Origin of the sequence: Roseibium marinum (assembly GCF_002906165.1) — a bacterium.
Taxonomy (GTDB): domain Bacteria; phylum Pseudomonadota; class Alphaproteobacteria; order Rhizobiales; family Stappiaceae; genus Roseibium; species Roseibium marinum.
Genome location: NZ_PPCN01000002.1, coordinates 81,390 through 106,132, shown reverse-complemented (window position 1 = coordinate 106,132; position 24,743 = coordinate 81,390). Strand labels below are relative to the sequence as shown.

Genomic DNA, 24,743 nt, shown 5'->3' with positions numbered 1-24,743 from the left:
TGACTGAAATACGCGAAAGACCATGAGCAAGGCCCCCAATACGAAGTCTTTTGAAACAGAATCTCATTTTGGCGATGCGGTCATAGAGTGCGCCCGGAGCCTTGGCCATTGCTTCTGCCTGGGTCTCGATCCGCATTTATCGATGATCCCGGAAGCCTTCCGTGCCGGCGATATGCATCCCGGCAATCCGGCGACAGTCAGCGCCACGGAAAAATTCCTTCTCGAGGTCATCGACAGGACCTCCCATCGGGTGGTCGCTTACAAGCCCCAAAGCGCCATGTACGAGGCTATGGGATCGGCAGGGATCAATCTGCTTGAGCGGCTTGTTGCCTATATACATGAGCGTGGGGGACTGGTTCTGCTCGACGCGAAGCGCGGCGATATCGCCGCGACCGCCGAGGCCTATGCGCGCGCCTATCTTGCACCGGACAGCCCGAATCCAGTCGATGCGCTGACCGTTAATCCGTATATGGGGCTGGATACGATAGAGCCGTATCTGGACCTCAGCAGGAAACACGGCAAAGGCGTATATGTTGTTCTGCGGACGAGCAATCCGGGCGCTGGTGCCTTTCAGGATCTGCGATCGGAAGGAGGAACCGTATATGAGGTCATCGCTGAAAATCTGAGGCCTCTGACGGAAGATCTTTGCGGAGCGCAGACGGGTTGGTCATCGCTCGGTGTGGTTGTCGGTGCGACCGCGCCGGCGGAGAGTGCCAAAATCAGGGAAATCCTGCCAAAAGCGCTGTATCTGCTCCCAGGCTACGGCTATCAAAAAGGCGATATCACACGCATAACCTCCGCTCTCGTTCCAGGCCCCTCGAAGCTGGAAGGCGGATTGATAAGCTCATCGCGGGCAACTCTCTTTCCGCAAGGCGAGCATGACAGTCCCTACCAGAAATGGACTGCGGCTTTCACCGATCAGCTCGAGCGACACATCAAAGCTGTCGAGGATATCCTGTAAGCCCTGAAACGCCTTTGCTATTGCGGTTTTCGCGCGATCAGTTTCTCGAGCGACAGGTGGCGTTCAACCGGCAATGCCCGGTCTACTTTCAACTTGGAATCCCAATAGACTTCCCGCATCGGTACCGAAATTCAACGGAAAGTCGATGTGCCGCTCGGGGTTTGCATTTTGCGCAACGATGCAAGGGCCGCGCTTGCGGTCGCACATGCGATCGATGCCCGCTTCATCCGTGTTTGCATCCTGGGGTCTCCGCGGGTGACCGATCAGGGGCTGATCGAAGGCACGGCGGCGGAATTGCTGCGGGATCGCGCCCGCCTGCAGACGGACATCCGCATCTGGGCGGATGTCGACATCAAACACTCCTATGCCCTTTCGCCGCATTATTCCCTTGAACGCGATGCTGCCGACCTTGTCACCCGCTCCCACGCCGATGTGGTGATCGTGACCGGGGCGGCAACAGGTGTGCCGATCCAGGAGTCGCATCTTTCGAAGCTGCGCGGAAAAATCGGTGTGCCGGTTATGGTTGGAAGCGGCGTTTCGGAGGCGACGATCGGAGAGCTTGCCGGTGTCTCGGACGGCTTGATTGTCGGGACCTCCTTGAAGGAAGGCAAGGGGCCGGATGCCTTGATCAGTCTTGCCAAGACCAAATCCCTGGTGGAGGCCTTGCGTGCGGGCCCCGGCCGATAGACCTTCGCGGCCGGATTGAGATGTTGGGGGGTTACGAAAAGCGATCTTCCATCCGCTTGCGCAGATATTCGAGCATCGAAAAGAATGCCCAGCCGAGGAAAGCAAGCAGAATGACCATGCCGATGACGGTAGCCGTGTCAGCGTTTTCCTGACCCGTCGCGAGCATGAACCCCATTCCCTTGTTGGCGCCCATCAATTCTCCGATCACCGCTGCGGTCATCGCAAGCGTCGAGGCAACCGTGGCGCCGGCGAACAATCCGGGTAACGCGGAGGGAAGTTCCACGTGCCAGAACCGCTGCCAGGGCGTGAGCCGGAGGACGCCTGCCAGATCCGTGAAGGATTTGTCGATGTACCTGAGCCCGGAAAGCATTGCGGTCATGACCGGGAAATACGAAACGATCGCCACCAGGACGACTTTGGGGGCGAGTCCCAAGCCGAGCCAGAGCAGAAGAAGCGGTGCTATCGCTATCTTGGGAACGGTTTGCAGCAATAATATCAGGGGTGTGAAAATACGCAGCAAAACGGGAATGCGCGCGAACACGATTGCAGAGACAATTCCCGTAAAGGTCCCGAGAAGAAAGCCCCAGAAGATCTCCAGAACCGTCACCTGGATGTGCCCGGCGAGCTCGGCGCGTTCGAAAAGAAAGCAGATCCGGTCGAAGACCTCAATCGGTCCGGGAAGAAGGTAGGACGGGATATTGAACACCGGAACCGCCGCGCCCCAGAGCGCGACGAAACCGGCCAGTCCCAAAAGACTTCTAAGGAACATGATATCTTACTTGATGTCGGAAGGATCGACGACAAAATCGGCCGCATTGGGCGCCGTATCGATCACATCGTATTCCGCCAGGATATCCGCATTCTTCTGCCACGCTTCGAGGTTGGCGGCACCCAGTCCACGTTCGGCGGTCAGCGGGCTCTGCCAGACGGAGGCCACGAATGTGTTCGTGAATGCCGTGGACAAGATAGGCATCTGGTCGGCCCAGGTCGGCGTGTATTTATCCATCGAGATCTGCAGCGCCGCATCGACATTGCCGTCTATTACCCATTGATACGACTTGGTCACCGCCGCCGTAAAGCGTTTGACCAGGTCAGGGTTGTCGGCAAGGGTTTCGGCGCTTGTGACCACCACGTTGCCAAAGGAGGGGAGGAAATCATTCGACAGGATCATGTTGACCTTGAATCCGCCCGCCTCAAGGACGTATTTCCGCAATTCGGAGAAGACAATGGCGTCGACGTCATCGCTTTGCAGGGTTTGCACGATGGCACCTGATGAGACCACCTCGACTTTGACATCGTCTATGGTCAGGCCTGCCTGTATGAGGCCCACCTGGAGCTGCAGATAGTTCGGGCTGCCGAGCGAGGTAACGGCAACCGTTTTGCCTTTCAGGTCCGCGTAGGTTTCAATCCCGCTTTCGGACTTGGCAAGTAGCGCTCCTATGCCGCGCTGGTACGTCGTGTGAACGACTTTTACCGGCAGGCCGCTGGCAGCCGCCGCAACAACCGCGTCGCCGTTCGGAAATCCGAAATCGACGTTGCCCGCGGCAATGTTTGTAAGAATATCCGATGCGCCGGCATAGAGGAACTCGACTTCGATATCCTGTTCTTCGAAGAAGCCGTTTTCCACTCCGGCGTAAAGAGGAGCGTAAAATGGCACGACGTTGCCATCTATCTGGAAGACCACCTTGTCTTTGGCCATTGCTTCGGGTGCCATCAAAGTGGCTGCGATTGCTGCAAATGCTGTGAGATAATTTCTAAGTTTGGCGTACATGTTCAGTCTCCTTTTCATTGCTGCTTTCAGAAAAAGATGCAATCAGCGCCTGGCTGGCGATCGTGAACAGTCCTCGTTGTGTCGCCTCGTAGTCGGTCAGCCATTCATTCGTGGCCCGGTTGGCGTGGACCCCCAAGAGACATGCTGCTTTCAATCCCAGTCTTTTACCGACTGACAAGACAACCTGACTTTCCATATCGACGCTGTGGGCTCCCGCCTTTCGGAATCCTTCCAGGACGCTGCCGTCCAGGGGCATTGCCACTCCGTTGACCTCAATGGGCCGGTCCTGGCCCAGATAGTAACTGTCGCTTGTCGCGACCGTGCCGACCCTGGCGGTGAAGCCTGCCGCCTGGGCTGCCTCCAGCAATGCCGTGCGTAATTCGGGATCCGCCCGGGTCTTTGCGTCCGGGGCGCAATAGAACCTGGCAGCACCGCTCGACCCGATGGCTTCGTCCACACACAGGAAGGACCCGACTGGCATGGCCGCAACAAGCGAGGCTGTTCCGCCGATCCGGACAACGCGTTTCGCACCGAGCATGGCCAGTTCGACCAAAGCGATTTCAGTGGAAGGCCCGCCAATTCCGCTGGAGCAAATTGTAATCGGGTGCCCCTTGTAGCGGCCCGACACCATGGCGAATTCCCGCCGGCGGCCGAGATCCACGACGTCTTCCAGCATATCGGTCAGCAAACCCACCCGATCCGGATCGCCCGGGATAAGAACATCCTGAGCAACATCCCCTGGTCCGCAGGGCAGGTGCGGAGGCCGGCCGTCGACATGAGGTTTCAACGCTGTGGGCGGCGCATTAGTGCTCATCGGAAGAATTCCATGACAAAAATCTTGCCTCAAGTTCATTCAGCGAGCCGTGCAGCGCGATACCGAGCAGCGCTGTCAAAAGCACGGCGCCGAACAGCATCGGGGTTTTGTAAGTGGCGGTTGCGAAGGTCATCAGGTATCCGAGGCCCTGATCGCCCGACATCCATTCAGCCAGCACCGCTCCGACCAATGCCTGGACGGCGCCGACTTTCAGGCCGACGAAAACTCCGGGCAAAGAGGCGGGAAGGTCAATTCGGACAAACCGCTGAAGCGCGCCGAGGTTCAGCAAAACCGCAAGATCCTGCAACCTGCTGTCCATCGCGCGGAGACCGGCGAGACACCCGGCGAATATAGGGAAAAAGGCGAGACTGAATATGAGAACGATCTTCGCGGTAAGACCCAGCCCGAACCAGATGATGACCAAAGGGGCAAGCGCGATCTTCGGCGCCGTTTGAAGTACGACGATCGGTCCCTCCAGCGTTTCGCTCAGAACCGGAAATTTGTAGACCAGATAAGCGAAGGCCACACCAAAGACCGTACTTACCGCAAGACCGACCAGAATATTTCGTGCCGTGAAAGACAGGTGGGGCAGCAGATCTCCCGCCAGCAACATTTTCCAGAGGGTACTTGCGACTGCTTGCGGAGAAGGCAGCAGGTATTGGGGCATGCCGTAAGGACCGCTGGCGTACCACCACACGAAAAGAAACACCGCGAGGATCGCACCATATTCGGCGATTGCACGGCTGGCGCGGGTCATCGGTCCGCGTCCCGCATCATGTGTTTCAGTTCGCCGACGAGATCGAGATAGTCGGCGCTTGTCTTTGTTTCCTCGGTTCTCGGTGAGGGAAGAGCGACGTCATAGGTTTTTCTCAAACGCCCGGGCCGGGCGCTCATGACCATGACTTTCGTCCCCAGATAGGCCGCCTCTTCGACGGAATGGGTCACCAGCAGGATTGTTTTTCCGGTCGCTTGCCATATCCGCAGCAGCTCGTCGTTGAGGCCTTCGCGTGTCATGAGGTCGACCGCCGAAAACGGTTCGTCCATCAGCAGTATGGCAGGATCGTCGGCGAGGGCGCGGGCAATTGCCGTACGTTGCTTCATTCCGCCGGAAAGTTGTTTCGGCAAGGCGTTTTCGAAGCCCTGAAGGCCGACGAGCTCGACAAGTTCCTCGACTTTCCGGTCGCCGACCTTGCGCGGCACGCCTGAGGTGTCCAGTGGAAAACGGATATTTCCGGCAACTGTCTTCCACGGCAGGAGAACGGCATCTTGAAAAACAAATCCGACCGGCCGCTTGAGCTGCGACGTTCCCAGGGTAATCCGGCCCTCCGTTGCGGTTTCCAGTCCAGCCACGATGCGAAGGAGTGTAGATTTGCCACAGCCTGATGGCCCGACGATTGCGATAAACTCACCTTCGCCGATGAATTGGTCGAGGGGAGCGAGAGCCACAACGCTGTTCTTTCCCTGACCAAAAGTCTTTGATACCTGTTCGATCCTGATCAAGATTTCCTCATCGCCACGGACGTGTGGTTTTTGCGTTTATTATAAAAACGAAACGCGATCAGCTTCCGGCCGGTTGCCCATTCCACTTAGATATTTCATCGTATTGACTGTGACTTGAAGTCTTCCGTCCGGCAGACTTCCGATTTGGAAGAGTATTAAAAACTATTCAATTCAGTTACAGGGTGGCTTTTTTTGCCGACCTTGAACCTTCCCGATCATCCGTAAAATATACGATAGAAAACGGTCGATCTAAATGTCAAGAAAAATATCAAAATTGAGACGAGTTTCAAATTAGTAATTTAAATTTCGATTTGTGGAGAAATTTGATATCGATCTTTGTTCATCGAAGAAGCTGTGCTGAAACAGTCCTGCCGCGTGGTTCTTTACTCTTGGAATTTCAGGGTCCGGACCCTGGGACACATTAGGTTCGGGCATCGCGAACCGGCTTTCAAAACCGAAAGACTTCGTGGCGCAACGGCGTCAGGCAAGGCTTGCGGAGTGTCCTATACAAACCGTCGTCGACTAGAAGCCGCTGCGGACAGGCCCGGGCGGGGTCTGCTTCAGACGCTCTTTTCCGGCCAGGCGTAGATGGACAGTTCCATCCGTTTGCCACCCAGACGGTACCAGGATTTCGCCGCCAGCCGTCCGTCAAGCGCCTTGTAAAAGGCGCGGGCGGGCTGGTTGTCGCTGAGGACCTGAACCGCGAGGCCTGGAAGGTTTTTGGCCGACAGTGTTTCCCTGACATTGCCGAACAGCGTGCGGCCGAAGCCCAGGCCCTGATATTCAGGTTTCAGATAGAGTTCGTATATCTCGCCCTCCATGCCCGTATCGCGCAGGCGGCAGGGGCCGTAGGTCGCGTATCCGGCGGGAACCTCGGCGATGCTGAGGATCTTGATGTCGACCCCGCGCGCGAGGGCGCCGCGCCACCAGCTTGCGCCCCGGCGGGAGACCATCTTCTGCAGGTCGACGCCGTGCAGCACGCCCCGATAGGCGCCGAGCCAGGCTTCGCAGTGAATGCCGGCTAGCGCTTCGCAGTCCGCGGTCCGGGCCGCGCGCAGATCGATCAGGTCCGTTGTCATCCTGCAAAAAGGATACAACAAGCAACCGATTGGAAAAGAGGCAATCTCATCCAAAGCAGAGAAAATCGGCGGCTGCCGGGCCGGACACAGATCTGAAATGCCCGCTCAGGGCCGCAGGCTCGGCAATTTTACGGAAGAGTTTGCCCTCTTCGTCAGGCTTCGCTGCGCAGACGCGCCAGAATGCCTTCGGCGAGATCCTGACGCACCTTGCCAAGCGCCTTCAGCTCTTCCGCCACCTTGTCGATTTCCGCGCCGACGGCACCGACCATCAGGGCGACGTTCTGGGCATGCAGGGCCATGTGGCCTTTCTGGATGCCGGTGGTCGCCAGGGCGCGCATGGCGCCGAAGTTCTGGGCAAGGCCGACTGAGACAATGATGCGGGCCAGTTCGTCGGCGGTCTTGACGCCGAGGATCTTCAGGTTGGCCTGCGCCGTCGGGTGGATCTTCGTGGCGCCGCCGATCAGCCCGACCGCCAGCGGCATTTCAAGGATGCCGACGAGATTGCCGTCGCCGTCCTTTTCCCAGCGGGTCATGGAGCGGTACCAGCCGTCCTTTGCCGCATAGGCGTGGGCGCCCGCCTCGATGGCGCGGGTGTCGTTGCCCGTCGCCAGCACCACCGCGCTGATGCCGTTCATGATGCCCTTGTTGTGGGTGGCGGCCCGATAGGGGTCGGCATCGGCGAAATGATAGGCCGACAGCATGTCGTCACGCACCTGCTCGCCGCCGATTTCCTCGACCGGCCAGACAGCGCGCACGCGGGCGAGACGGCGGTCGGCCAGGTTGGTCAGGATGCGCAGCAGGCTGCGGGCTCCGGTCCATTCCTCCAGCTTCGGGGCCAGGGCCTCCGCCATGCTGTTGACGGCGTTGGCGCCCATGGCGTCGCGGGTGTCGACAATGATATGCACCACGGTCATCGGCCCCTCGGCCGTGTCGATCACGCGAATGTCGAGTTCACGGAACCCGCCGCCGAATTTCAGCAGGAGCGGATCGGTCTCGTCGCAGATCGCCTTGATTTCGCCGATGCGCTCCAGAACCTTCAGGCGGACGTTTTCCGGATCGCTGGCGCCCAGAAGCTGAATCTGGGCAGCCATCACCGGGCCGCTTGTGGAGGTCCTGAAGCCACCGGTGGACCGGCAGCGCTTGGCGGAATTGCAGACCGCGGCAATGACGGAGGATTCTTCCGTCGCCATCGGCACCAGCACGTCCCTTCCGTCGACGGTGACGTTGGTGGCGATCCCGACCGGAATGGCCATGCTGGTGATGGCATTTTCGACAAGGCGGTCGGCCAGCTCTATCTGGCCGGAGGCGGCATCCGCGAGAGTGGCGACGGCTTCGTTGCCGAGCTTCGCCTGGCGCGCCACGGCCTGGAGCCGGGCATCCGGAGCCATTTTGTGAAAGCCTTCAATTCGGGACGATGTGTCGTCGCTCATCGGATGTCCTGCATGTTAGTTGATCATTGAATTGGGAAGCCACAGCACCAGCTCCGGGAAAAGAGCGCAGATGAAGATGCCGAGGGCCTGGAGAAGGATGAAGGGAATGATGGCGCGGTAGACGGTCCCCATGCCTATCCCGGCCGGCAGCACACCTTTCATGTAGAAAAGCGTGTAGCCGAAGGGCGGCGAGATATAGGCCATCTGGGCGGAAACCAGGAAGAGGATGCCGAACCAGAGCCGATCGAAGTCCAGGAAGTCGATCACCGGCAGAAAGACCGGCACGCACAGCAAGATGATACCGATCTCGTCCAGGAACATGCCGAGGAGGAAAAGCATCCCCAGCATCACCGCCAGCACGACCCAGCGGTTTGCGTCCAGGTTCTGAATGAAGTCCAGCAGGAAGTCGGCGCCGCCGGTTCCGGTGAAGATCGCCACGAACGCCCTCGCACCGATGGTGATCCACAGGATCATGGCCGTGACCTTGACCACGTCGAGCGCGACGCCCGAGACGAGCTCCCAGCCGAGACGCCGCTCGATCACTGCCGAGATGAAGGCGAGGAACACGCCGACAGCGGCGGCTTCCGTCGGGGTGGCGATGCCCATGTAGATCGTGCCGAGGACGCCGACGATGATCAGCAGCGGCAGCACCAGGGATTTCAGCGAGGCGATCCGCTCGTCCCATGTGGCGGCTTCGTCGGCGTCGGGGCGGGGCGCGACGGAAGGATCGAGCGCGGCGCGCAACACAATGTAGCCGATGTAGAGCGAGGCCAGCAGCAGGCCGGGAACGACCCCGGCGATGAACATCTGGCCGATCGAGGCCTGCGCGGTCACCGCATAGACGATGGTGATGACCGACGGGGGGATGAGAATGCCGAGGGTTCCGCCGGCGCAGATGGTGCCGATCGCCAGTTCCGGGCTGTATTTGCGCTTCAGCATGGACGGCAGCGCCAGCATGCCCATGGCCGCGACCGCGGCACCGACTATGCCGGTCATCGCGGCGATGATCGTGCAGATCACGATGGTGCCGACCGCCAGTCCGCCCGGAAGGCGGCGCGACCACAGTTCCATTGCCCGGTAAAGACTTTCGATGACGCCGGAGCGTTGCAGTGTGCTGGCCATCATGACGTAGAGCGGAATTGCGAGCAGCGCTTCCGATGTCATGGTGGAATAGAGATTGAGGATCGTCACCGACAGGGCGGCGGACCCCCACAGCAGCAAGGTGAAGAGCAGGGCCAGAGCGCCGAGCGTGAAGGCGAGCGGCACACCGGTCAGAAGCAGGCCGATGAGGCTTGCGAACATGATGGCGAGGACGAATTCGGAACTCATGCGTCCGCTCCGATCTCATTCCCGGAGAGAAACAATGCATGAATCGTCTCGGCGAGCGCCTGTGCGAAAAGCATGGCGAAGGAGAGAGGGACGACGAATTTCAGCCACCAGATCGGCGGGTTCCAGGCGGAAAAGCTCGTTTCGGCCATGCCATAGGAATTCATGGCCAGCGGCCAGCTCACCACGGCGAAGACGCCGGCGAAGACCGCGACCACAAGATAGGTAAACACCTCGGACGCGATTTTCGCTCTGCCCTGCAGCTTCTCGCTGAATATGTCGACCGCGACATGACCCTTGAGATGCAGCAGGTAGGGACCCGCGAGCAGGAAGTGGGGGCCGAAGACAAGCGTGCTTGCCTCCATCGCCCAGACCGTCGGGGCATTGAACGCGTAACGGGCGACGACCTCGAAGAGCAGCATGGGCACCACGGCGAAAATCAGCGCGGCGGCTGCGAGGAAAAACACCCGGTTGATACCTGTGATGAGTGAACAGATCTGTTTCATGAAGCTGCGGAGCCGAAATGAAAAGGCAACCGCACGGCGACCGGTGCCGAGACACCGGTCGCCGTGCGGCGGGAGGAAGGTCTTAAAGCAGACCCAGAGCAGTCATGAAGTCAACCTGGCTGTTGAGCACCCGGGTCGCCAGGTCGTCGCCTTTGGTTGCCTTCTTCCAGGCTTCCACGGCTTTGAGACGATTGGCGGCGACGTCGGCCGGATCGAGGTAGATCACTTCAACGCCCTTTTCCTGGTATTTCTCCAGAATTTCGACGTTCTGGACCAGGATATGCTGACGCAGCGCGCCGGACACTTCGCGAGCCGCGACCGCAAGGGCGGCCTTGTAGGCCTCCGGAAGCGCTTCGTAGGCCGCCTGATTGGCGACATAGCTGGTGGCGGTGGTCGGCTGGTGAACGCCGGGCAGGATGATGAACTTGGCGACTTCGGCCAGACCGGCTTCGTAGTTCGCGGTCAGATCGCCCCGGTCAGCGAAGTCGATCAGGCCCTTTTCAAGCGCGGTGTAAACTTCACCGGTTGCCATCGGGGTCACTGCGACGTCCATTTCAGCCATGACGGCCGAGGCCAGGCCGACGAAACGGCCTTTCTTGTCGGCCATGTCCGCGATGGTTTCCATCTTCACGGTGGAGTGGATCGGCTCTTCGCCGTAGACGGATGGTGCGATGTAGAAGAGGCCCGCCTTGGCATAGGCTTCGCGCGCCAGATCCAGTCCGCCGAGTTCATAGAACCAGGCTTCGTACTGATCGGAATCGGGAAAACCGAAAGGAACGGTCGAGGTGAAGGCGAAGGCCGGGATCTTGCCGGCTTCGTAACCGTCAAAGGTTTTCATCATTTCGAAGGCGCCGGCGCGAACGGCATCGAATGCCTGGTTCGCCGGGACGAGCTGTCCGGCCGAAAACAGCTTGATGTCGAATTTGCCGTCGGTCAGCTCGCTGACGCGCTCAACGAATTTCTTTTCATATTCGAACGGGGTCGTGCCTGCATCCCACAGGGCCTGCATGCGCCATTCGACGGCTTCCTGAGCCTGTACCGTGCCCGGTACTGTCAATGCCGCCAGTGCCGCCGCACTGAAGGCCGCGCCCGCAATAAGTCCGCGTCTATTCAATCTGGTCATGTGTTCCTCCCTAGGAAGCTGTCGCTTTCTGGTTTAATGGTCGTGACTGTCATAAAAAATTTTGGGACAATCAAGGGACGGATAGCGGCAAAAATGAGGTCACTGTCCCAGTATAGAGATAGGGACAATCACGATGAGCGATGGCAGCCGACGCCTTTCCCGTGTCGACCAGATCGTTGAGAAAGTGGCTCTCATGCTGGAGGCAGGGGCCTACAAGACCTTCGAGCGACTGCCCTCCATACGCCAGGCCGCGCGCGAGAACGGCGTTTCGAAAAATACCATGGCCGAAGCCTATGACCGGCTCGTTGCCCGCGGTCTTCTCGAAGCCCGCGCCGGTTCGGGTTACTACATGGCCCAGATCCGGATCTCGGCGCCTTTGTCGCCGGCGCCTCATGTAGCTGCCGCGGTCGATGGCGTCTCCCTGTTGCGCGAGCAGCTTGAAAAGCATTACGAGGTGCGGCCGGGAGACGGACGGCCTCCGCCGTTATGGATGGAAGGCTCGGAACTCAGGCGCCATTTCGCCAATGCCAAGGCGCCCTATCCGGAGGCCATTCAGTTCGGCTACGGCAGTTGCTGGGGGTATGGCCCGTTGCGGGAACGCTTGAGGGTTCAGCTTCTCGACCGCTCCATTCCCGTTCAGCCGGATGGCCTGCTCCTGACTCACGGTGTCAATCACGGGCTGGACCTGATCATCCGTCATCTGACCGAACCGGGCGATACCGTCTTCGTCGACGAACCCGGATATTACCCGCTGTTCTCCAAGCTGACCTTTGCGAAGGTCCAGATTGTCGGTATCCGCCGGGACCGGGACGGGCCGGACCTGGAGGACCTTACCGCAAAGCTCGCGCTGCACCGTCCCAAGATGTTCGTCACGCAGTCCCACGGTCATAATCCGACCGGCGGGTCCCTGTCGCCATCGCGTTCCTTCGGGCTGATGCAGCTCGCCGAGCGCTGGGGTTTTCTTCTGGTGGAAAACGATGCACTGGCCGATATCCTGCCATCCACACTGCCGCGGCTTGCCGCGCTCGACCAGTTGAACCGTGTGCTTTATCTCGGGTCCTTCTCGAAGACTCTGTCCGCGAGCCTCAGGTGCGGCTATGTTGCCGGGGCACCCGAGATCGTCCGCCGTCTGGCGGATATCAAGATGGTCACGCTGGTCAATTCCTCCGAACATGTCGAACGGTTCGTCTTCAATCTTATCCAGGCCGGACATTACCTGCGCCATCTCAGGCGCCTGAGAGGGCGGGTCGAGGAGGCTTGCAAGGCCACTTTCGAAGAGATGGAAAGGCTCGGGCTCTCCCTCATGGAGAGCTCCATTCCCGGGTTTTATCTGTGGGTCGAGTTTCCGGAGCATGTCGACGAGCAGGAGCTGTGCGCGCAGGCGAGCAAACGGAGCATTTTCATTTCTCCGGGATCCGTCTTTTATCCGAACCGCAAAAGCCGCGGGCGGGCCGCCATGCGCGTCAACGTGGCCCATGGAACAGATCCGAGATTTATCGAGTTTCTACAGGATTTTCTGGGCGGTACGGAAGCTCGGTAATGTCTGAATCAGCAGGCCGCCCGATGGCGCGATCCGTACAAATGAAAAGGGCCGGCTGACGCCGGCCCTTCAGTTGCCCTGATGTTTGACTCATAAAATCTGGCTGGCCGGTAAGAAACCACGGGGGGCTGGGGGGCTAATGCATTCCGCAGCTTCCACTGACCATACCCATCAGGGTATGAACCTAATATGGTAAGTTAAAATGGCTGGCCAAGGGCTGCATTGCGGCAAAATCAAGGAAATGTGCGCATTCTTTCTGGGCAAAGTGCCGTTACGTCCGTTTTTGCCGTTCTCCGCAGGAAATTATATGGCAAGTTTGCCGATATCGGGGCCGGAAAGCTCCATTCCGGATTTGCGGACTTGCCATCGGGGCAAAAGCCAACGCATCATGACAGACAGGTGACAGGAGGCCCTTTCCGGGAGGACATTCCTGACCATTGCGAAACCGCAAACGGAATGGAGGCGGAATGAGCGAAGCCGATGACAGCGCGTTTCATCGCGGTGCGGGTGGCAACCCGTTGCCGCAAGGCCAACCGGCTCCCCCTCCAAAACCCGTCGTTGCCTTCAACCGGCGCGAACTCGATACGATCCTCAGACTTTATGGTCGCATGGTCGCGGATGGCGAGTGGCGGGACTATGCCATCGATCTTCTGACAGACAGGGCCGTTTTCTCGGTGTTCCGGCGGTCTTCGGAGATGCCGCTTTACCGGGTTGAAAAAGACCCGAAACTGGCGAAGCGCCAGGGTGCCTATTCGGTTGTCGCCACGGGAGGTGTGATCCTCAAGCGCGGCCATGACCTCGCGCAGGTTCTCAAGGTTCTCGAGAAAAAGAAACACCTGCGGGTCGTCAGGGCTTGATGGCCGCGTCTCAGGTTGAAGCATGGTTCCTGTAAACGACATCCGCGCGCGATGTGAATTCCCGGAAGTAAGGCTCACAATAGGTCCGTTCCAGGTGCCTCATATAGGCATGCCGATCAGGATCCTTTGTCCGGCGCTGGCCACGGGAGTGCCGAAGCGGCGCGGGGCAGTCGACGAATATGGTTGCATCGAACCAGTCTCTGACAGGCTCGTGCAACAGGAAGATGCCGTCGCACAGCACGAGGACCGGTCCGGCCTCCCCGAGGTGCAACGTGTAATGCGCGTTCAACTCCCCTGATTTCGGGTTCCAGGCACGGCTGAAATCGAGTCGCCGTCCCTTGCGCAGAGCATGGAGCGCCTTTTCAATTTCGCTCCAGTCGTACCAGTGCCTCGGGTTCGCCTCGTCGGTGCACGTGTCGATGTCGGCCCTATGTTCTGCAATGCGTTTTTCGCGTTCATTGAAACTGTGGCGGGAAAACCGGTCGCATTCGAAATGGTGCGCCGTATTCGGAAGAGCTTTCAAGATCGACCGGCAGAGCGTGGTTTTTCCAGCGCCGGCGAAGCCGCTGACGGCTGCTATCGTGATGTCGTTGTGCTGCATCTTTTCCAGCAGCAGCGCCGTCAACGTGTTGAGCTGTGTGATCTGCTTCAGATTGGCGTGCATCAGGCCTTGATTGCCGCTTGCGGAAAAGTGGACGGGACCTCATCCGGTGCGAAGGCGCATGTCCGGGTGTTGCCACCGGCTGCGGGATCCTGCGCCGTTGCGGTCATGCCCGGATTCTCAAGGTATATGAGAAAAACACCTGCGAGAGGTGGATGCCTGAATGGGCAGGATTTTACCGTCACGATCAGAACCGCAGGGAAAGCTTGAAGCTGACCATGTGGCTGTCGGCGTTCTCACGATAGGCGCCTGAATAGCCGAGCGAGCTTTTGAGGCCTGAATCCGTGAAATCAAGTTCCATTCCGGCGCTGACCATTGCGATGTCCCGGCCGATTTCGGCCGTGGCGCCTGTCAAGTTGGAGCCGAGCAGCTGGACTTCGCGTGTGTACTGGTCCGGTCCGATGGCGCGGGCATAGGCGACATCGAGTTGGGCATGAAGCGTCGCGAAGCTGAAGTCGGCGGCATGCGGGCGCATGTTAAGCCCTATTCCGGCCGTCGTCCCGGTGGTGCTGTCGGCCGAAGCGGAAAGATTGAACACTCCGGCGCCGCTCTCATCGTAGGATCCCATCCACTGGTGGACGAGGCGGCCGTGCACATAGGGTCTGAGCGCCCCGGCGCGCGTCTCGAAGCTGGAGCCGGCCCTCGCCGCCAGCCAGCCGCCGAGATCGGTGCTTTCGCTGCTTGCGGTCAGGCCGGAGGCTCCCAGGATGGTGCCGTTCGTTCCCGAAATATCCTTACGGGTCTGATGTGTGCGGAAGGCACTGAAACCTGCGGCGGCATCCGCGAAAAGGCGTTGATCGTCATAGGCGCCGAAGATCGCCAGATGGTATCCGGTCACGTCCGCCCGGTTGCCGCCCGCATCGACGCGCGAGCCGGTGAACCCGAGGGCCGCACCGAGCGTGGCGGTGTCGGTGCGAAGCAGCTCCATGCTGCCGAGCACGCCACCCGACCAGGAGGTCGCGCCGCTTTGCGAACCGCTTCCCGCAAGCTTGCTGTTGGCCACGATCGGTTGAACGGTGATCCTTTTTTCGAGCGCCGGCGCCTCGTTCGCTCCGTGTGTGGAAACCAGAACGCCATTGCCGGTGTCTGAGCCTGTGCCGGAAAGGCCGGGACCGCGCCGGGTCAGGTCGATGATCTGATTGAGAATGTCCGCCTGGGCCCAGATATTCTGGGCCGGGAAAGTTGCCGTCTCGACCTGTCTGGTGGCGACCAGATTGCCGATGTTGAGCAGACCCCAGCCATAGACCTTGTCTATCCCGCCGGCGCCGATGTCGCTCGAGGTCTGCAGGACCAGTTGGGCCAGATCCGTTGCCGCTGCGTTCGGATACATCTCCCGGGCAATGGCCAGGGCGCCTGTGACATGCGGTGCAGCCATCGAGGTGCCGGAGTAACGGACATAACCTCCGTCGTTGGCGGCGGAATAAATCCCGTCCTGGTCCTCGTCGTCACCGCCGCCCGGGGCTGCCAGGCACCAGTTCGCCGCAACGCCGCACCAGTTCGCATAGTCGGTGATCTTGCCATCGCGCCCGACCGCCGTGACGGCGAGCCAGCTTGACGTCAGCTCGGAAAAATAGACCGGCAACTGGGATTCCAGGGACGGGTCTGTTTCGCTGTCATTCCCGGTGGCCCAGACAAGCACGGCACCCTGGTTCGCGGCATTGCGAAATGCGCCCAGCTGCTTCGGCATGTTTTTCCGGATGTAGGCGCGGCCTTCCTCGATATCTTCCTCGTCTTCAGGATCGACAGACTCTCCACCCCAGGAGTTGTTGAAGAATTCGATGCCCTTGCCGAGGCCGTATTCGTAGACGCGCGGAACGGCGATTTCCAGTTCCTCGTCTTCGGCATCGCCGTCCTCGTCGAATATCGCGAGCGCGGTCAGTTTCGCGTCCGGAGCGACACCCATCATGCCGAAGCCGTTTCGCGCCGCACCGATTATGCCGGCGACATGCGTGCCGTGACCGTTCGGGTCTTCGGTGACGGGGCCGAGCGTATTTCCATCGAGGGAAAAGCTGCTCAGGTTCGGTGCAAGATCCGGGTGATCGACCGTGATGCCGCTATCGACAATGCCGATATTGACACTGCTGCCCGTGTAACCGGCCTGAAACGCAGCCTCCGCATAGATCAGTGCGAGGCCATACTGATTGGAAAACTCGTCGGCGAAACCCGACCCGGGGACCAGGCAGGCGACCGCCGGCACAATGGTGGCCGAGTGACACAGGAATTTGCGCATCGGAAATCCGGAAAATTGGCAGGGTCAAAATTCGTGGAAGGGATGCTAATCAGAAATTGTCCATTCAGTCAAAGCAGCTTTTGGTACATAGCGAAAAAGGCCCGGCGAATGCCGGGCCTTTCTACAAGACTTGCTCTGATGCGTCTGCCGGATCAGTTGCGATTTCCGAACAGCTGCAGCATGAACAGGAACATGTTGATGAAGTCGAGGTAGAGGCGCAGGGCGCCCATCACGGACTTCTTGGTGGAAACTTCGCTGTTGTCACCTTCATAGTACATCGACTTGATCTGCTGCGTGTCATAGGCAGTCAGGCCGGCGAAAATCAGCACGCCGATCACGGAGATAGCGAACTGAAGCGCGGCGGACGCCATGAACCAGTTGACGACCATCGCAATGATGATGCCGATCAGGCCCATGAAAAGGAACTTGCCCATGGCGGACAGGTCCTTTTTCGTGGTGTAGCCGTAAAGGCTCAGGGCGCCGAATGACGCGGCGGTGATGAAGAACACCTGTGCGATCGAGCCCGGCGTATAGATCAGGAAGATCGAGGACAGGGAAATACCCATCACGGCCGAGTAGACCAGGAACAGGGTCCGCGCGGCGGAGGCGCTCATGGACTGAATCCGGAAAGACAGCCACATCACCATACCGAGCGGTGCCAGCATCACGAGCCACTTCAGCGGGCTGCCGTAGATGGCGACGCCAAGCTGGGTCAGCATGCGTCCGTTGCCGAGGCTGGCGACGGCGGCACCCTGATCGGTGGTGGTTGCCATCATTGCGGTCAGCAACGCCAGGAAGCCGGTCAGCGCGAGGCCGATGGTCATGTAGTTATAGACGCCCAGCATATAGGTCCGCAGGCCCTGGTCGATGCCGGCCTCTGCGCGTGTGCCGGCGACCTGGTAGGCGCCTTGAGGTTGACGGTCAAAGGTCGACATGGTCGTTAAGATCCCCTCTTAGATAGAGATTGCATGCGATATCGCAGGCAACACAACTCCCTCAACATATGGGAAATTGCGAGGCCAAGCACAAGCCGGGAATTCTGAAATTTTCGTTATTCCGGCCTGTGGACTGCAAGAAATACCAATATAATTAAGATTCCGGTTCCAATTTCACAGGTTTCTGAGAACAGGCGCGGGTTTTTCACCGAGGATCCGCCATGTGCCGACAAGGCCGAAGCCAACGGTCAGAACCAGTGCGATGAGGGCCGCACCCGCGGCGGTCACCGGCATCAGCACAAAAGATCCGCCCATGATCTGCGTGATCACGTACCAGGCGGCGATGCCGCCGGCGACCAGCGCGAACAATGCGGTCACCAATCCCAATATGGCGTATTCCAGTCCGTAGGCAACGATCAACCGGGTTCTGGTCGCCCCAAGGGTCTTCAGGATGACGGCGTCATAGATTCGGCTGCGGTGGCCGGCGGCAAGCGCCCCCGCCAGCACCAGCACGCTGGCGATCAGGGTGATCGAGCTCGCGCCGCGGATGGCCCAGGCCAGTTGCGCCACCAGATCGTTCACCTGGGAAATCGCATCCTTGACGCGAATGGCGGTGACTGTCGGGAAGACGTTGGAGACGGCCTTCAGAATCTCCAGCTCGGTTTCCTGCGGAACGTCGCGGTCCCAGCCGAGGGTCATCAAATGGGCATGCGGAGCGCCCGCGAAGGTGTTCGGTGAGAACACCATGACAAAATTGATGGCCAGCGACTGCCATTCCACGTCCCGGAAATTGGCAATCTCGGCTGTCAGTTCGCGCCCGAGAACGTTGACGGTAATCTTGTCGCCGATGCTGAGGCCAAGATCCGCGGCGGCTTCCGCGTCGAAGGACAGCAGGGGTGGCCCGGCATAGTCCCGCGGCCACCAGGAGCCTGCCGCCAGTTTCGAGTTCTCCGGTATCTCCGCCTGATAGGTGATGCCGCGGTCGCCGCGCAGAACCCAGCCGGAGCCGTCCCGCGCCGGGGTGAACTCGTCCGCCGGGACACCGTTCAGGTTAATGATCCGTCCGCGCAGCATCGGCACGCTCTGCAGGGCCGCGTCCGGGGCCTCCTTCTGCAAAAGCGCCTCGAAGGCATCGCGCTCGTGGCTCTGTATGTCGACGAAGAAGAAACTCGGGGCCTGATCGGCGATGGTCGCGGTCAGTTCGCGGCGCAGGTTGCCGTCGATCAGCGCAAGCGCCACCAGCAGCGACAGGCCGAGACCGAGGGACAGGACAACCGAAGGCGTCAGCGCACCGGGGCGGTGGATATTGGCGATGGCCAACCGCAGTTCCGTCGAGCGGACATGCGGCAGGCGCCGGGCGGCAAACATGATCAGGCGGGCAACTGCGACGAGGAGGACGAAGGCCCCGGCGGTGGCGGCGATATAGATGCCCGCCATGCGCTGGTCGTGGGACAGCACAATGGCGATTGCCGCAAGGGCGATGACGGTGACCAGGGTCGCGGCCAGATAGCGCTTGCGCGGAAGTTTCGGTCCCCCGGTCACGATGTCGCGGAACAGGGCGGTCGGCGGCACGTCATGCGCCCGGCCGAGGGGCCAGAGCGCGAAGGCGAGCGCCGTCAGCAGGCCGTAGACAAGGCCGAGACCCAGTTCCGCCGGATATATACTCGCCGCGAGCTGTATCGGCAGCACACCGGACAGGGCGGCGGCGGCGGCGAAGGGAAGCAGTGCGCCAATAAAAATGCCGATACCGATGCCGATCAGGGCCAGGATCAGCATTTGGACCAGGTAGATCTGGAAGACGAAACCGCCGGTCGCGCCGAGGCATTTGAAACTGGCGATGACTTCGCGCTTGGTTTCCAGATAGGCGCGGATGGCATTGGCGACGCCAACGCCGCCAACGACCAGCGCCGTCAGGCCGACAAGGGTCAGGAACTGCGCGAAGCGCCCGATGCTGCGCTGCAGGCCGGGCGAGGCGTTGGCGCGCGAGCGCACCCGCCAGCCCGCATCGGGGTATTCGCGCTCCGCGTTTTCGACGATTGTTTCCAAAGCCTGAATACCGGGCGCCGGGTTCATGCGGACGCGGTAATGCCAGCGCACCAGACTGCCGGGCTGGATGAGCCCGGTGTCGGCAATCGCCGCGTCGGAAATCATCAGGCGCGGACCGAATTCCAGTCCCCCTGACAGCTTGTCGGGTTCGGCTTCGATGACATCGGTGATACGCACCGTTGTCCGTCCGAGGGCCAGAGTTTCGCCGACGGCGACATCGAGGCGTGCCAGCAGCGCAAGGTCCGCTGCGGCGCCCCAGATGCCATCCTGTTTGGACAACGCTGCCTCCAGCGTCTGGCCGGAGGCGAGATCGATGGAGCCGTAGAGCGGATAGGCGCCGTCGACAGCCTTCAGTTCGACCAGCGCCTGGTCGCTGCTGTCGGCCTTGCGGGACATGGCACGCAACGTAGCGGCCCGTGACACGGTTCCCAGAGATTTCAGGAAATCGATCTGCTCCGGTTCGGCCTCCCGGTGGATCAGGGAGAAGGAGAGGTCGCCGCCCAGAATGGCCTGGCCCTCCCGGGAAATCCCTTCGGTGAGCGCGCGGGAAACCGAGGTTACCCCGGCAATCGCTGCAACACCGAGCGCGATACAGGCGATGAATATATAGAACCCCTTGAGGCCGCCGCGCAGTTCGCGCAGCGCGAAGCGGGCCGCCAGGGCGAAGGTCTGGTTGCCGGCGCGGCCATGCCCGGGAACGAAGCCGCTCATGCGGAGACCTCTTGCTGCGCGCCGGCGCCTGCGGTTCCGGTTTCCTCGATTTCACCGGACCGGACGCGAATCACGCGGTCGCATCTCTCCGCAAGGGCCGGGTCGTGGGTCACCAGAACGAGTGTCGTCTTGCGTTCGCGCTGGGCCGCGAACATGAGGTCGACGATCTGGCCACCGGTGGAGTCATCCAGATTGCCGGTCGGTTCGTCGGCGATGAGGATTTCCGGTTCCACCACCAGGGCGCGGGCGACCGCGACGCGTTGCTGCTCGCCTCCCGACATCTGCGCCGGATAATGGTGCATGCGGTGGCCGAGCCCGACCGCGTCGAGTTCCGCTTTGGCCTTGCCGAAAGCGGCCGGGTCGCCGGAAAGCTCCAGCGGCACGGCGACGTTTTCCAGGGCGGTCATGTTGGGAACAAGATGGAAGGACTGGAAGATGATACCGACATTGCGGCCCCTGAATTGCGCCAGCTTGTCTTCCGAGAGCGGTCCGAGTTCAGAGCCGGCAACCTGGACGGTGCCTTCATCGGCCCGCTCCAGGCCGGCCATGACCATCAGGAGCGTCGATTTTCCCGAGCCGGACGGGCCGACGAGGCCGACGGACGAGCCTTTTTCAATCCGCAGATCGATCCCCTTGAGAATATGTACCCGGCCGGCTCCGTCTCCGAGGGTCAGGTGGACATTTTTCAGGGCGATCGCGGGCGAATTTGTCATCATCTGACCTTTACAACAGGCGTGCGATCGTCTTCCTGACAATCGCATGCCCTCGACATTGGGACGCTTTGCGACCATATGGGCCTGATGTGACGCGTCTTCCAGTCCTGAAAGAGGGTTAGCGTGAACCGGTTAATTACCCTTCTAGGTGTTGTCGTCTTTTTCCTTCTTCCCGTCGCGGCTCAATCTGCGGATCTGAAGCTGGTGGTTCTGGGCGACAGCCTGTCCGCCGGATATCAGCTCGCTCCTGAAGAAGGATTTCCCGAACAGCTGCAAAGAGAGCTGGATGCGCGTGGGCATTCGGTGGAGGTCGTCAATGCGGGCGTGTCCGGCGATACGACCTCCGGCGGTCTTTCCCGGCTTGACTGGTCCGTCGGTCCTGACACCGACGCCGTGATCGTGGAACTGGGCGCGAACGACGCGCTCAGGGGCATCTCGCCGGAAATCACCCGAAAAAACCTCGAGGAAATCACCAGACGCCTGAAGGATCGGGGCATCGAGGTGCTGCTTGCCGGTATGCTGGCACCCCGCAATCTGGGACCGGAATACGCGGATGCGTTCGATCCGATCTATGCGGATATTGCAATTACCCAGCATACTCTGCTTTATCCCTTCTTTCTGGACGGGGTGGCTCTGGATCCGGATCTCAATCTTTCTGACGGTATGCACCCCAATGCGGACGGGGTCGCTGTGATCGTCGAAAACATTCTGCTGAAAGTGGAAGAGCTTTTGGCCAAAGCCCAGTCGTCTTGAGGGGCAGGGAGCGAAGGCCTTCGGCCTTGCCGCTTCCGGACCGCCCTTGCTAAAAATAAAGGAAATCCTGATGGAACAACGCCGTCTCGGCCGCACGGATGTGCATGTAAGCGCCCTGTGCCTTGGAACCATGACCTTCGGAGAACAGAACTCGGAAGCCGAAGGCCATGCGCAAATGGATTACGCCCTGGAAAAGGGCATCAATTTTTTCGACGCCGCAGAACTCTATCCAATCCCGCCGAACAGGGAGACCCAGGGGCGCACCGAGCGTATCATCGGGACATGGCTCGCGAAATCCGGCAACCGCGACAAGGTGGTCGTCGCAACCAAGATTGTCGGCCGCACCGACATGGACTGGTTTCGGGAAAACGGCGAGCACGGCCGGCTTACCCGTCCGCAGATCGAATTCGCGGTCGACCGGAGCCTGAAAAACCTCCAGACGGACCATATCGACCTTTACCAGATCCATTGGCCCGACCGGCGCACCTCCGGTTTCGGCTCGAACCCGACACGCTGGAAATACGTGGAGCCGGCGGAGGATGAAAACAGCATCGACTCCACGCTGGAGGTACTGGCCGATCTGGTGAAAGCGGGCAAGATCCGGCACATCGGCATCTCCAACGAAAGTTCGTGGGGGGCGATGCGCTATGTCACGGCCGCAGAGCGTCACGGTCTGCCGCGTATCGTCTCGATCCAGAACGCCTATTCCCTGGTGAACCGGACTTTCGAGACGAACCTGGCGGAAGTCGCGCACAGGGAAGACATCGGTCTTCTGGGCTATTCGGCGCTGGCGCAGGGATATCTCACCGGCAAGTACCGTGACGGAGCGCTGCCGGCCGGCGCCAGGAAAACCCTATTCAACCGCCTCCAGCGCTATGAGGATCCGCGCGCGATCCAGGCTTTCGATGCCTATGTGGATCTTGCGAAGGAAGCGGGTCTCGACCCCTCGCAGATGGCGCTCGCCTTTGCCATGTCGCGCAGCTTCATGACCTCGGTGATCCTCGGGGCGACCCGGATGGACCAGCTCAAGACGGATATCGCGGCTGCGGAGCTGAAGTTGAGTGACGACGTTCTGGAAAAAATCGATGCTCTGCATCAGGAGTTCGGCAACCCGGCTCCATAAAGCCTCAATCCGAAGCTGCTCCGAAGCCAGCGCCGACAAGAATCAATTCGCATAAAAATGCCGGATCAGCCCTTCGCCGATCCGGCATTTTTCATCTGTTCACAAGGGAAATCGTCACGAAGTCAGAAACTTACAATTTTGTCTTGCGAATTTCATGAAGTTGATTCCTCATGGGATTCATCAGCGACAGCGGAGGGAAAACCCATGCCGCGCCTTTTTACAGGCCTTGAGATTCCGTCCCAGACGGCGCTCATGCTTTCGATGCTCCGGGGAGGCCTTCGGGGCGCCCGCTGGATCGACCCGGAAAACTACCACCTCACCTTGCGTTTCATCGGCGACATAGACGACCGTACCGCCGATGAGGTCGTGGCCGCGCTCGACCGGATCCGCCGGGATCCCATCGAGATCCGGCTGACCGGTCTGGGCTCGTTCGGCAACGGCAGGCCGCATGCCGTGTGGGCCCGCGTCGAGCCGGTCGCGCAGCTCGCCGAGCTGCAGGCTGAGCAGGAGCGTATCCTTCAGCGTATCCATCTGCCGCCCGAACGGCGCAAATACATCCCGCATGTGACCGTGGCCCGTTGCAAGACCTCAACCAACGAGGATGTGGCGAAATGGCTGAGCGAGCGGGGGAATTTTCAGGCGCCGCCCTTCATTGCCGGTCGCTTCGTGCTGTTCTCGGCGAAAGCCAGCGTCGGTGGCGGGCCTTACCTGGTTGAAGAGGCCTATCCGCTCGCAGCTTAGCTCAGGAGCCCGGCATAGACGGCCAGCGTCTTCGCGCACATGGTTTCGACGGAAAAGTTTTGCCGGACATGGGCAAGCGCCCGGTCGGTCAGCTGCTTGCGGTTTTCCGGATCCTGGCGCAGCGCCATCGAGATCGCATCGGCAAGTGCGCCCGGGTCCGCCGGCGGAACACGCCAGCCGGTCCGCTGATTTTCGGCAACCTCGGGTGGGGCCAGTACGGTTTCCGGAACCGCTCCAAGGTCCGAGACGATGACGGGAACCGATGCGGCCTGAGCTTCGACCGCGGCCCGGCCGAAGGCTTCCGGCTCCGTCGAGGCGACGACCGCCAGATCCGCCAGCGCCATTGCCGCCGGAACGTCCGTGCAATGTCCGACCAGCCGCACCCGGTCATGCAGATCGTTGTCGGCAATCAGTTTTTTCAGGTCGGCAACATAGCTCTCGCGTCCCTGGGGGTCGCCGGCCAGGATCGCAATGGGATCGGCGCCGTCGGTGTTCTTCAGCCGCGCCATGGCTTCAATGACGATCTTTTGGCCCTTCCAGGCGGTCAGCCGGGCCATGTTCACAATAATCGGGTGTCCCGCCGGGATACCCCACTGGTCTTTCAGCGCCTGCTGGCGAAGCGCGCTGACATTGGCCGGGTCGAGGCCGTTCAGGTCCGAACCACGTTGGATCACGGTGATCCGGTCCCTGGCAAACGGATGCCTGTCGGCAATGAGCCGGGCAATGAAGTGGGAGTTGGCGATGACCGTGTCGCCGCGCGCCATGACGGAATTGTAGAACGCTTTCAGGGCGTTCGACTGATTATAGGTGCCGTGGTAGGTCGTGACGAAGGGAACCTTCGCGCTGCGGGCAGCTTGAAGGGCCGACCACGCGGGAGCACGGCTTCGGGCATGAACGATGCTGACATTGCGCTCGGCGATCAGGGCGGCGAGCCGCCCGGCGTTTTTCCAGAGCGTCAACGGGTTCTTGGATTTGACCGGCATGAGGATATGTTCCGCGCCGGCCTCCGCGAGACCGCTTTCCATCTGGCCACCCTGGCTGACGACCAGCGCGGTTCCACCGGCTTCCACGACCGCCCGCGCCACATCCAGGGTCGTCCGCTCCGCGCCGCCGGAATTCAGATCCGGAATGACTTGCAGTACTGTTGTGGCGGGGGGCAATCGGTCCAAGTCTTACCTCCGGGTGGCCTTTTCGATGCAAGGCCGGTATGTGAGCTGCCTATAGTTAGCAGAACGA

Annotated in this window: 23 protein-coding genes; 7 read left to right on the top strand and 16 right to left on the bottom strand. The window is 60.4% G+C overall.

The annotated features are described in order from the left end of the window. The first annotated feature begins 22 nt into the window (after positions 1-22). Both pyrF and CLV41_RS07410 read left to right on the top strand, forming a co-directional pair. Entirely contained in the window at positions 23-961 is a 939-nt protein-coding gene (gene pyrF / locus CLV41_RS07415) for an orotidine-5'-phosphate decarboxylase (protein ID WP_103221693.1), read from the top strand. A gap of 117 nt (positions 962-1,078) precedes the next feature. Beyond that, positions 1,079-1,648 carry a BtpA/SgcQ family protein gene (locus CLV41_RS07410; RefSeq protein WP_103221692.1) on the top strand — a complete coding sequence of 190 codons (570 nt, stop codon included), beginning with the start codon at positions 1,079-1,081 and terminating at the stop codon, positions 1,646-1,648. 31 nt (positions 1,649-1,679) lie between these two features. Here the strand turns inward: CLV41_RS07410 and CLV41_RS07405 are convergent, their stop codons facing one another. From CLV41_RS07405 to dctP, 10 genes are all read right to left on the bottom strand, one after another. Further along, positions 1,680-2,417 carry an ABC transporter permease gene (locus CLV41_RS07405; protein WP_103221691.1) on the bottom strand — a complete coding sequence of 246 codons (738 nt, stop codon included), beginning with the start codon at positions 2,415-2,417 and terminating at the stop codon, positions 1,680-1,682. A gap of 6 nt (positions 2,418-2,423) precedes the next feature. Then, on the bottom strand, positions 2,424-3,461 hold the full coding sequence (locus tag CLV41_RS07400) for an ABC transporter substrate-binding protein (RefSeq protein WP_235867087.1): 1,038 nt from the start codon (positions 3,459-3,461) through the stop codon (positions 2,424-2,426). Continuing rightward, complete coding sequence (locus CLV41_RS07395) at positions 3,403-4,233, bottom strand: nucleoside phosphorylase (RefSeq protein ID WP_103221689.1); 831 nt, start codon at positions 4,231-4,233, stop codon at positions 3,403-3,405. Before CLV41_RS07395 ends, CLV41_RS07400 begins: the two co-directional genes overlap by 59 nt. Beyond that, complete coding sequence (locus CLV41_RS07390) at positions 4,223-4,990, bottom strand: ABC transporter permease (protein ID WP_170107138.1); 768 nt, start codon at positions 4,988-4,990, stop codon at positions 4,223-4,225. Before CLV41_RS07390 ends, CLV41_RS07395 begins: the two co-directional genes overlap by 11 nt. Continuing rightward, positions 4,987-5,679: an ABC transporter ATP-binding protein gene (locus tag CLV41_RS07385; RefSeq protein WP_235867086.1), complete on the bottom strand. Its 693-nt coding sequence runs from the start codon at positions 5,677-5,679 to the stop codon at positions 4,987-4,989. Before CLV41_RS07385 ends, CLV41_RS07390 begins: the two co-directional genes overlap by 4 nt. A gap of 614 nt (positions 5,680-6,293) precedes the next feature. Then, entirely contained in the window at positions 6,294-6,812 is a 519-nt protein-coding gene (locus tag CLV41_RS07380; RefSeq protein ID WP_103221687.1) for a GNAT family N-acetyltransferase, read from the bottom strand. A gap of 152 nt (positions 6,813-6,964) precedes the next feature. Then, positions 6,965-8,242, bottom strand: a complete 1,278-nt coding sequence (locus tag CLV41_RS07375; RefSeq protein WP_103221686.1) for a hydroxymethylglutaryl-CoA reductase, degradative — start codon at positions 8,240-8,242, stop codon at positions 6,965-6,967. A gap of 15 nt (positions 8,243-8,257) precedes the next feature. Beyond that, complete coding sequence (locus CLV41_RS07370; protein WP_103221685.1) at positions 8,258-9,571, bottom strand: TRAP transporter large permease; 1,314 nt, start codon at positions 9,569-9,571, stop codon at positions 8,258-8,260. Next, positions 9,568-10,074, bottom strand: a complete 507-nt coding sequence (locus CLV41_RS07365; RefSeq protein ID WP_103221684.1) for a TRAP transporter small permease subunit — start codon at positions 10,072-10,074, stop codon at positions 9,568-9,570. The genes CLV41_RS07370 and CLV41_RS07365 overlap by 4 nt, the downstream gene beginning before the upstream one ends. A gap of 82 nt (positions 10,075-10,156) precedes the next feature. After that, on the bottom strand, positions 10,157-11,197 hold the full coding sequence (gene dctP / locus CLV41_RS07360) for a TRAP transporter substrate-binding protein DctP (protein WP_103221683.1): 1,041 nt from the start codon (positions 11,195-11,197) through the stop codon (positions 10,157-10,159). A gap of 133 nt (positions 11,198-11,330) precedes the next feature. Here dctP and CLV41_RS07355 point away from each other — a divergent pair, with 133 nt between their 5' ends. Next, positions 11,331-12,737 carry an aminotransferase-like domain-containing protein gene (locus CLV41_RS07355; protein WP_103221682.1) on the top strand — a complete coding sequence of 469 codons (1,407 nt, stop codon included), beginning with the start codon at positions 11,331-11,333 and terminating at the stop codon, positions 12,735-12,737. Between the two features lie 467 nt (positions 12,738-13,204). Next, positions 13,205-13,594 carry a DUF2794 domain-containing protein gene (locus tag CLV41_RS07350; RefSeq protein WP_103221681.1) on the top strand — a complete coding sequence of 130 codons (390 nt, stop codon included), beginning with the start codon at positions 13,205-13,207 and terminating at the stop codon, positions 13,592-13,594. Between the two features lie 10 nt (positions 13,595-13,604). On the opposite strand, the gene CLV41_RS07345 is transcribed toward CLV41_RS07350, so the two are convergent. From CLV41_RS07345 to CLV41_RS07325, 5 genes are all read right to left on the bottom strand, one after another. After that, positions 13,605-14,258: a uridine kinase family protein gene (locus CLV41_RS07345; protein WP_103221680.1), complete on the bottom strand. Its 654-nt coding sequence runs from the start codon at positions 14,256-14,258 to the stop codon at positions 13,605-13,607. A gap of 184 nt (positions 14,259-14,442) precedes the next feature. Further along, positions 14,443-16,485, bottom strand: a complete 2,043-nt coding sequence (locus CLV41_RS07340) for a S8 family peptidase (protein WP_103221679.1) — start codon at positions 16,483-16,485, stop codon at positions 14,443-14,445. Positions 16,486-16,637: 152 nt separating this feature from the next. After that, positions 16,638-17,420, bottom strand: coding sequence for a Bax inhibitor-1/YccA family protein (locus tag CLV41_RS07335; protein WP_103221678.1), 783 nt, complete (start codon positions 17,418-17,420; stop codon positions 16,638-16,640). Between the two features lie 174 nt (positions 17,421-17,594). Next, positions 17,595-20,177, bottom strand: a complete 2,583-nt coding sequence (locus CLV41_RS07330) for an ABC transporter permease (RefSeq protein ID WP_103221677.1) — start codon at positions 20,175-20,177, stop codon at positions 17,595-17,597. Beyond that, entirely contained in the window at positions 20,174-20,890 is a 717-nt protein-coding gene (locus CLV41_RS07325) for an ABC transporter ATP-binding protein (protein ID WP_103221998.1), read from the bottom strand. The genes CLV41_RS07330 and CLV41_RS07325 overlap by 4 nt, the downstream gene beginning before the upstream one ends. A 123-nt stretch (positions 20,891-21,013) precedes the next feature. Between CLV41_RS07325 and CLV41_RS07320 the strand changes: the two genes are divergently transcribed. From CLV41_RS07320 to thpR, 3 genes are all read left to right on the top strand, one after another. Next, positions 21,014-21,643 carry an arylesterase gene (locus CLV41_RS07320; protein WP_103221676.1) on the top strand — a complete coding sequence of 210 codons (630 nt, stop codon included), beginning with the start codon at positions 21,014-21,016 and terminating at the stop codon, positions 21,641-21,643. Positions 21,644-21,713: 70 nt separating this feature from the next. Further along, positions 21,714-22,766, top strand: a complete 1,053-nt coding sequence (locus CLV41_RS07315; RefSeq protein ID WP_103221675.1) for an NADP(H)-dependent aldo-keto reductase — start codon at positions 21,714-21,716, stop codon at positions 22,764-22,766. Between the two features lie 204 nt (positions 22,767-22,970). Then, on the top strand, positions 22,971-23,507 hold the full coding sequence (gene thpR / locus CLV41_RS07310; RefSeq protein WP_103221674.1) for an RNA 2',3'-cyclic phosphodiesterase: 537 nt from the start codon (positions 22,971-22,973) through the stop codon (positions 23,505-23,507). Here the strand turns inward: thpR and CLV41_RS07305 are convergent. Continuing rightward, on the bottom strand, positions 23,504-24,676 hold the full coding sequence (locus CLV41_RS07305) for a glycosyltransferase family 4 protein (RefSeq protein WP_235867085.1): 1,173 nt from the start codon (positions 24,674-24,676) through the stop codon (positions 23,504-23,506). The two genes, thpR and CLV41_RS07305, sit on opposite strands and share 4 nt — an antisense overlap. Positions 24,677-24,743: the final 67 nt, after the last annotated feature.

What these genes read in the sequence shown, in the direction of transcription:
- pyrF (WP_103221693.1), top strand. Translation starts at nt 23, where the DNA reads ATGAGCAAGGCCCCCAATACGAAGTCTTTTGAAACAGAATCTCATTTT.
- CLV41_RS07405 (WP_103221691.1), bottom strand. Translation starts at nt 2,417, where the DNA reads ATGTTCCTTAGAAGTCTTTTGGGACTGGCCGGTTTCGTCGCGCTCTGG.
- CLV41_RS07395 (WP_103221689.1), bottom strand. Translation starts at nt 4,233, where the DNA reads ATGAGCACTAATGCGCCGCCCACAGCGTTGAAACCTCATGTCGACGGC.
- CLV41_RS07390 (WP_170107138.1), bottom strand. Translation starts at nt 4,990, where the DNA reads ATGACCCGCGCCAGCCGTGCAATCGCCGAATATGGTGCGATCCTCGCG.
- CLV41_RS07380 (WP_103221687.1), bottom strand. Translation starts at nt 6,812, where the DNA reads ATGACAACGGACCTGATCGATCTGCGCGCGGCCCGGACCGCGGACTGC.
- CLV41_RS07375 (WP_103221686.1), bottom strand. Translation starts at nt 8,242, where the DNA reads ATGAGCGACGACACATCGTCCCGAATTGAAGGCTTTCACAAAATGGCT.
- CLV41_RS07370 (WP_103221685.1), bottom strand. Translation starts at nt 9,571, where the DNA reads ATGAGTTCCGAATTCGTCCTCGCCATCATGTTCGCAAGCCTCATCGGC.
- CLV41_RS07365 (WP_103221684.1), bottom strand. Translation starts at nt 10,074, where the DNA reads ATGAAACAGATCTGTTCACTCATCACAGGTATCAACCGGGTGTTTTTC.
- dctP (WP_103221683.1), bottom strand. Translation starts at nt 11,197, where the DNA reads ATGACCAGATTGAATAGACGCGGACTTATTGCGGGCGCGGCCTTCAGT.
- CLV41_RS07355 (WP_103221682.1), top strand. Translation starts at nt 11,331, where the DNA reads ATGAGCGATGGCAGCCGACGCCTTTCCCGTGTCGACCAGATCGTTGAG.
- CLV41_RS07350 (WP_103221681.1), top strand. Translation starts at nt 13,205, where the DNA reads ATGAGCGAAGCCGATGACAGCGCGTTTCATCGCGGTGCGGGTGGCAAC.
- CLV41_RS07345 (WP_103221680.1), bottom strand. Translation starts at nt 14,258, where the DNA reads ATGCACGCCAATCTGAAGCAGATCACACAGCTCAACACGTTGACGGCG.
- CLV41_RS07340 (WP_103221679.1), bottom strand. Translation starts at nt 16,485, where the DNA reads ATGCGCAAATTCCTGTGTCACTCGGCCACCATTGTGCCGGCGGTCGCC.
- CLV41_RS07335 (WP_103221678.1), bottom strand. Translation starts at nt 17,420, where the DNA reads ATGTCGACCTTTGACCGTCAACCTCAAGGCGCCTACCAGGTCGCCGGC.
- CLV41_RS07330 (WP_103221677.1), bottom strand. Translation starts at nt 20,177, where the DNA reads ATGAGCGGCTTCGTTCCCGGGCATGGCCGCGCCGGCAACCAGACCTTC.
- CLV41_RS07325 (WP_103221998.1), bottom strand. Translation starts at nt 20,890, where the DNA reads ATGACAAATTCGCCCGCGATCGCCCTGAAAAATGTCCACCTGACCCTC.
- CLV41_RS07315 (WP_103221675.1), top strand. Translation starts at nt 21,714, where the DNA reads ATGGAACAACGCCGTCTCGGCCGCACGGATGTGCATGTAAGCGCCCTG.
- thpR (WP_103221674.1), top strand. Translation starts at nt 22,971, where the DNA reads ATGCCGCGCCTTTTTACAGGCCTTGAGATTCCGTCCCAGACGGCGCTC.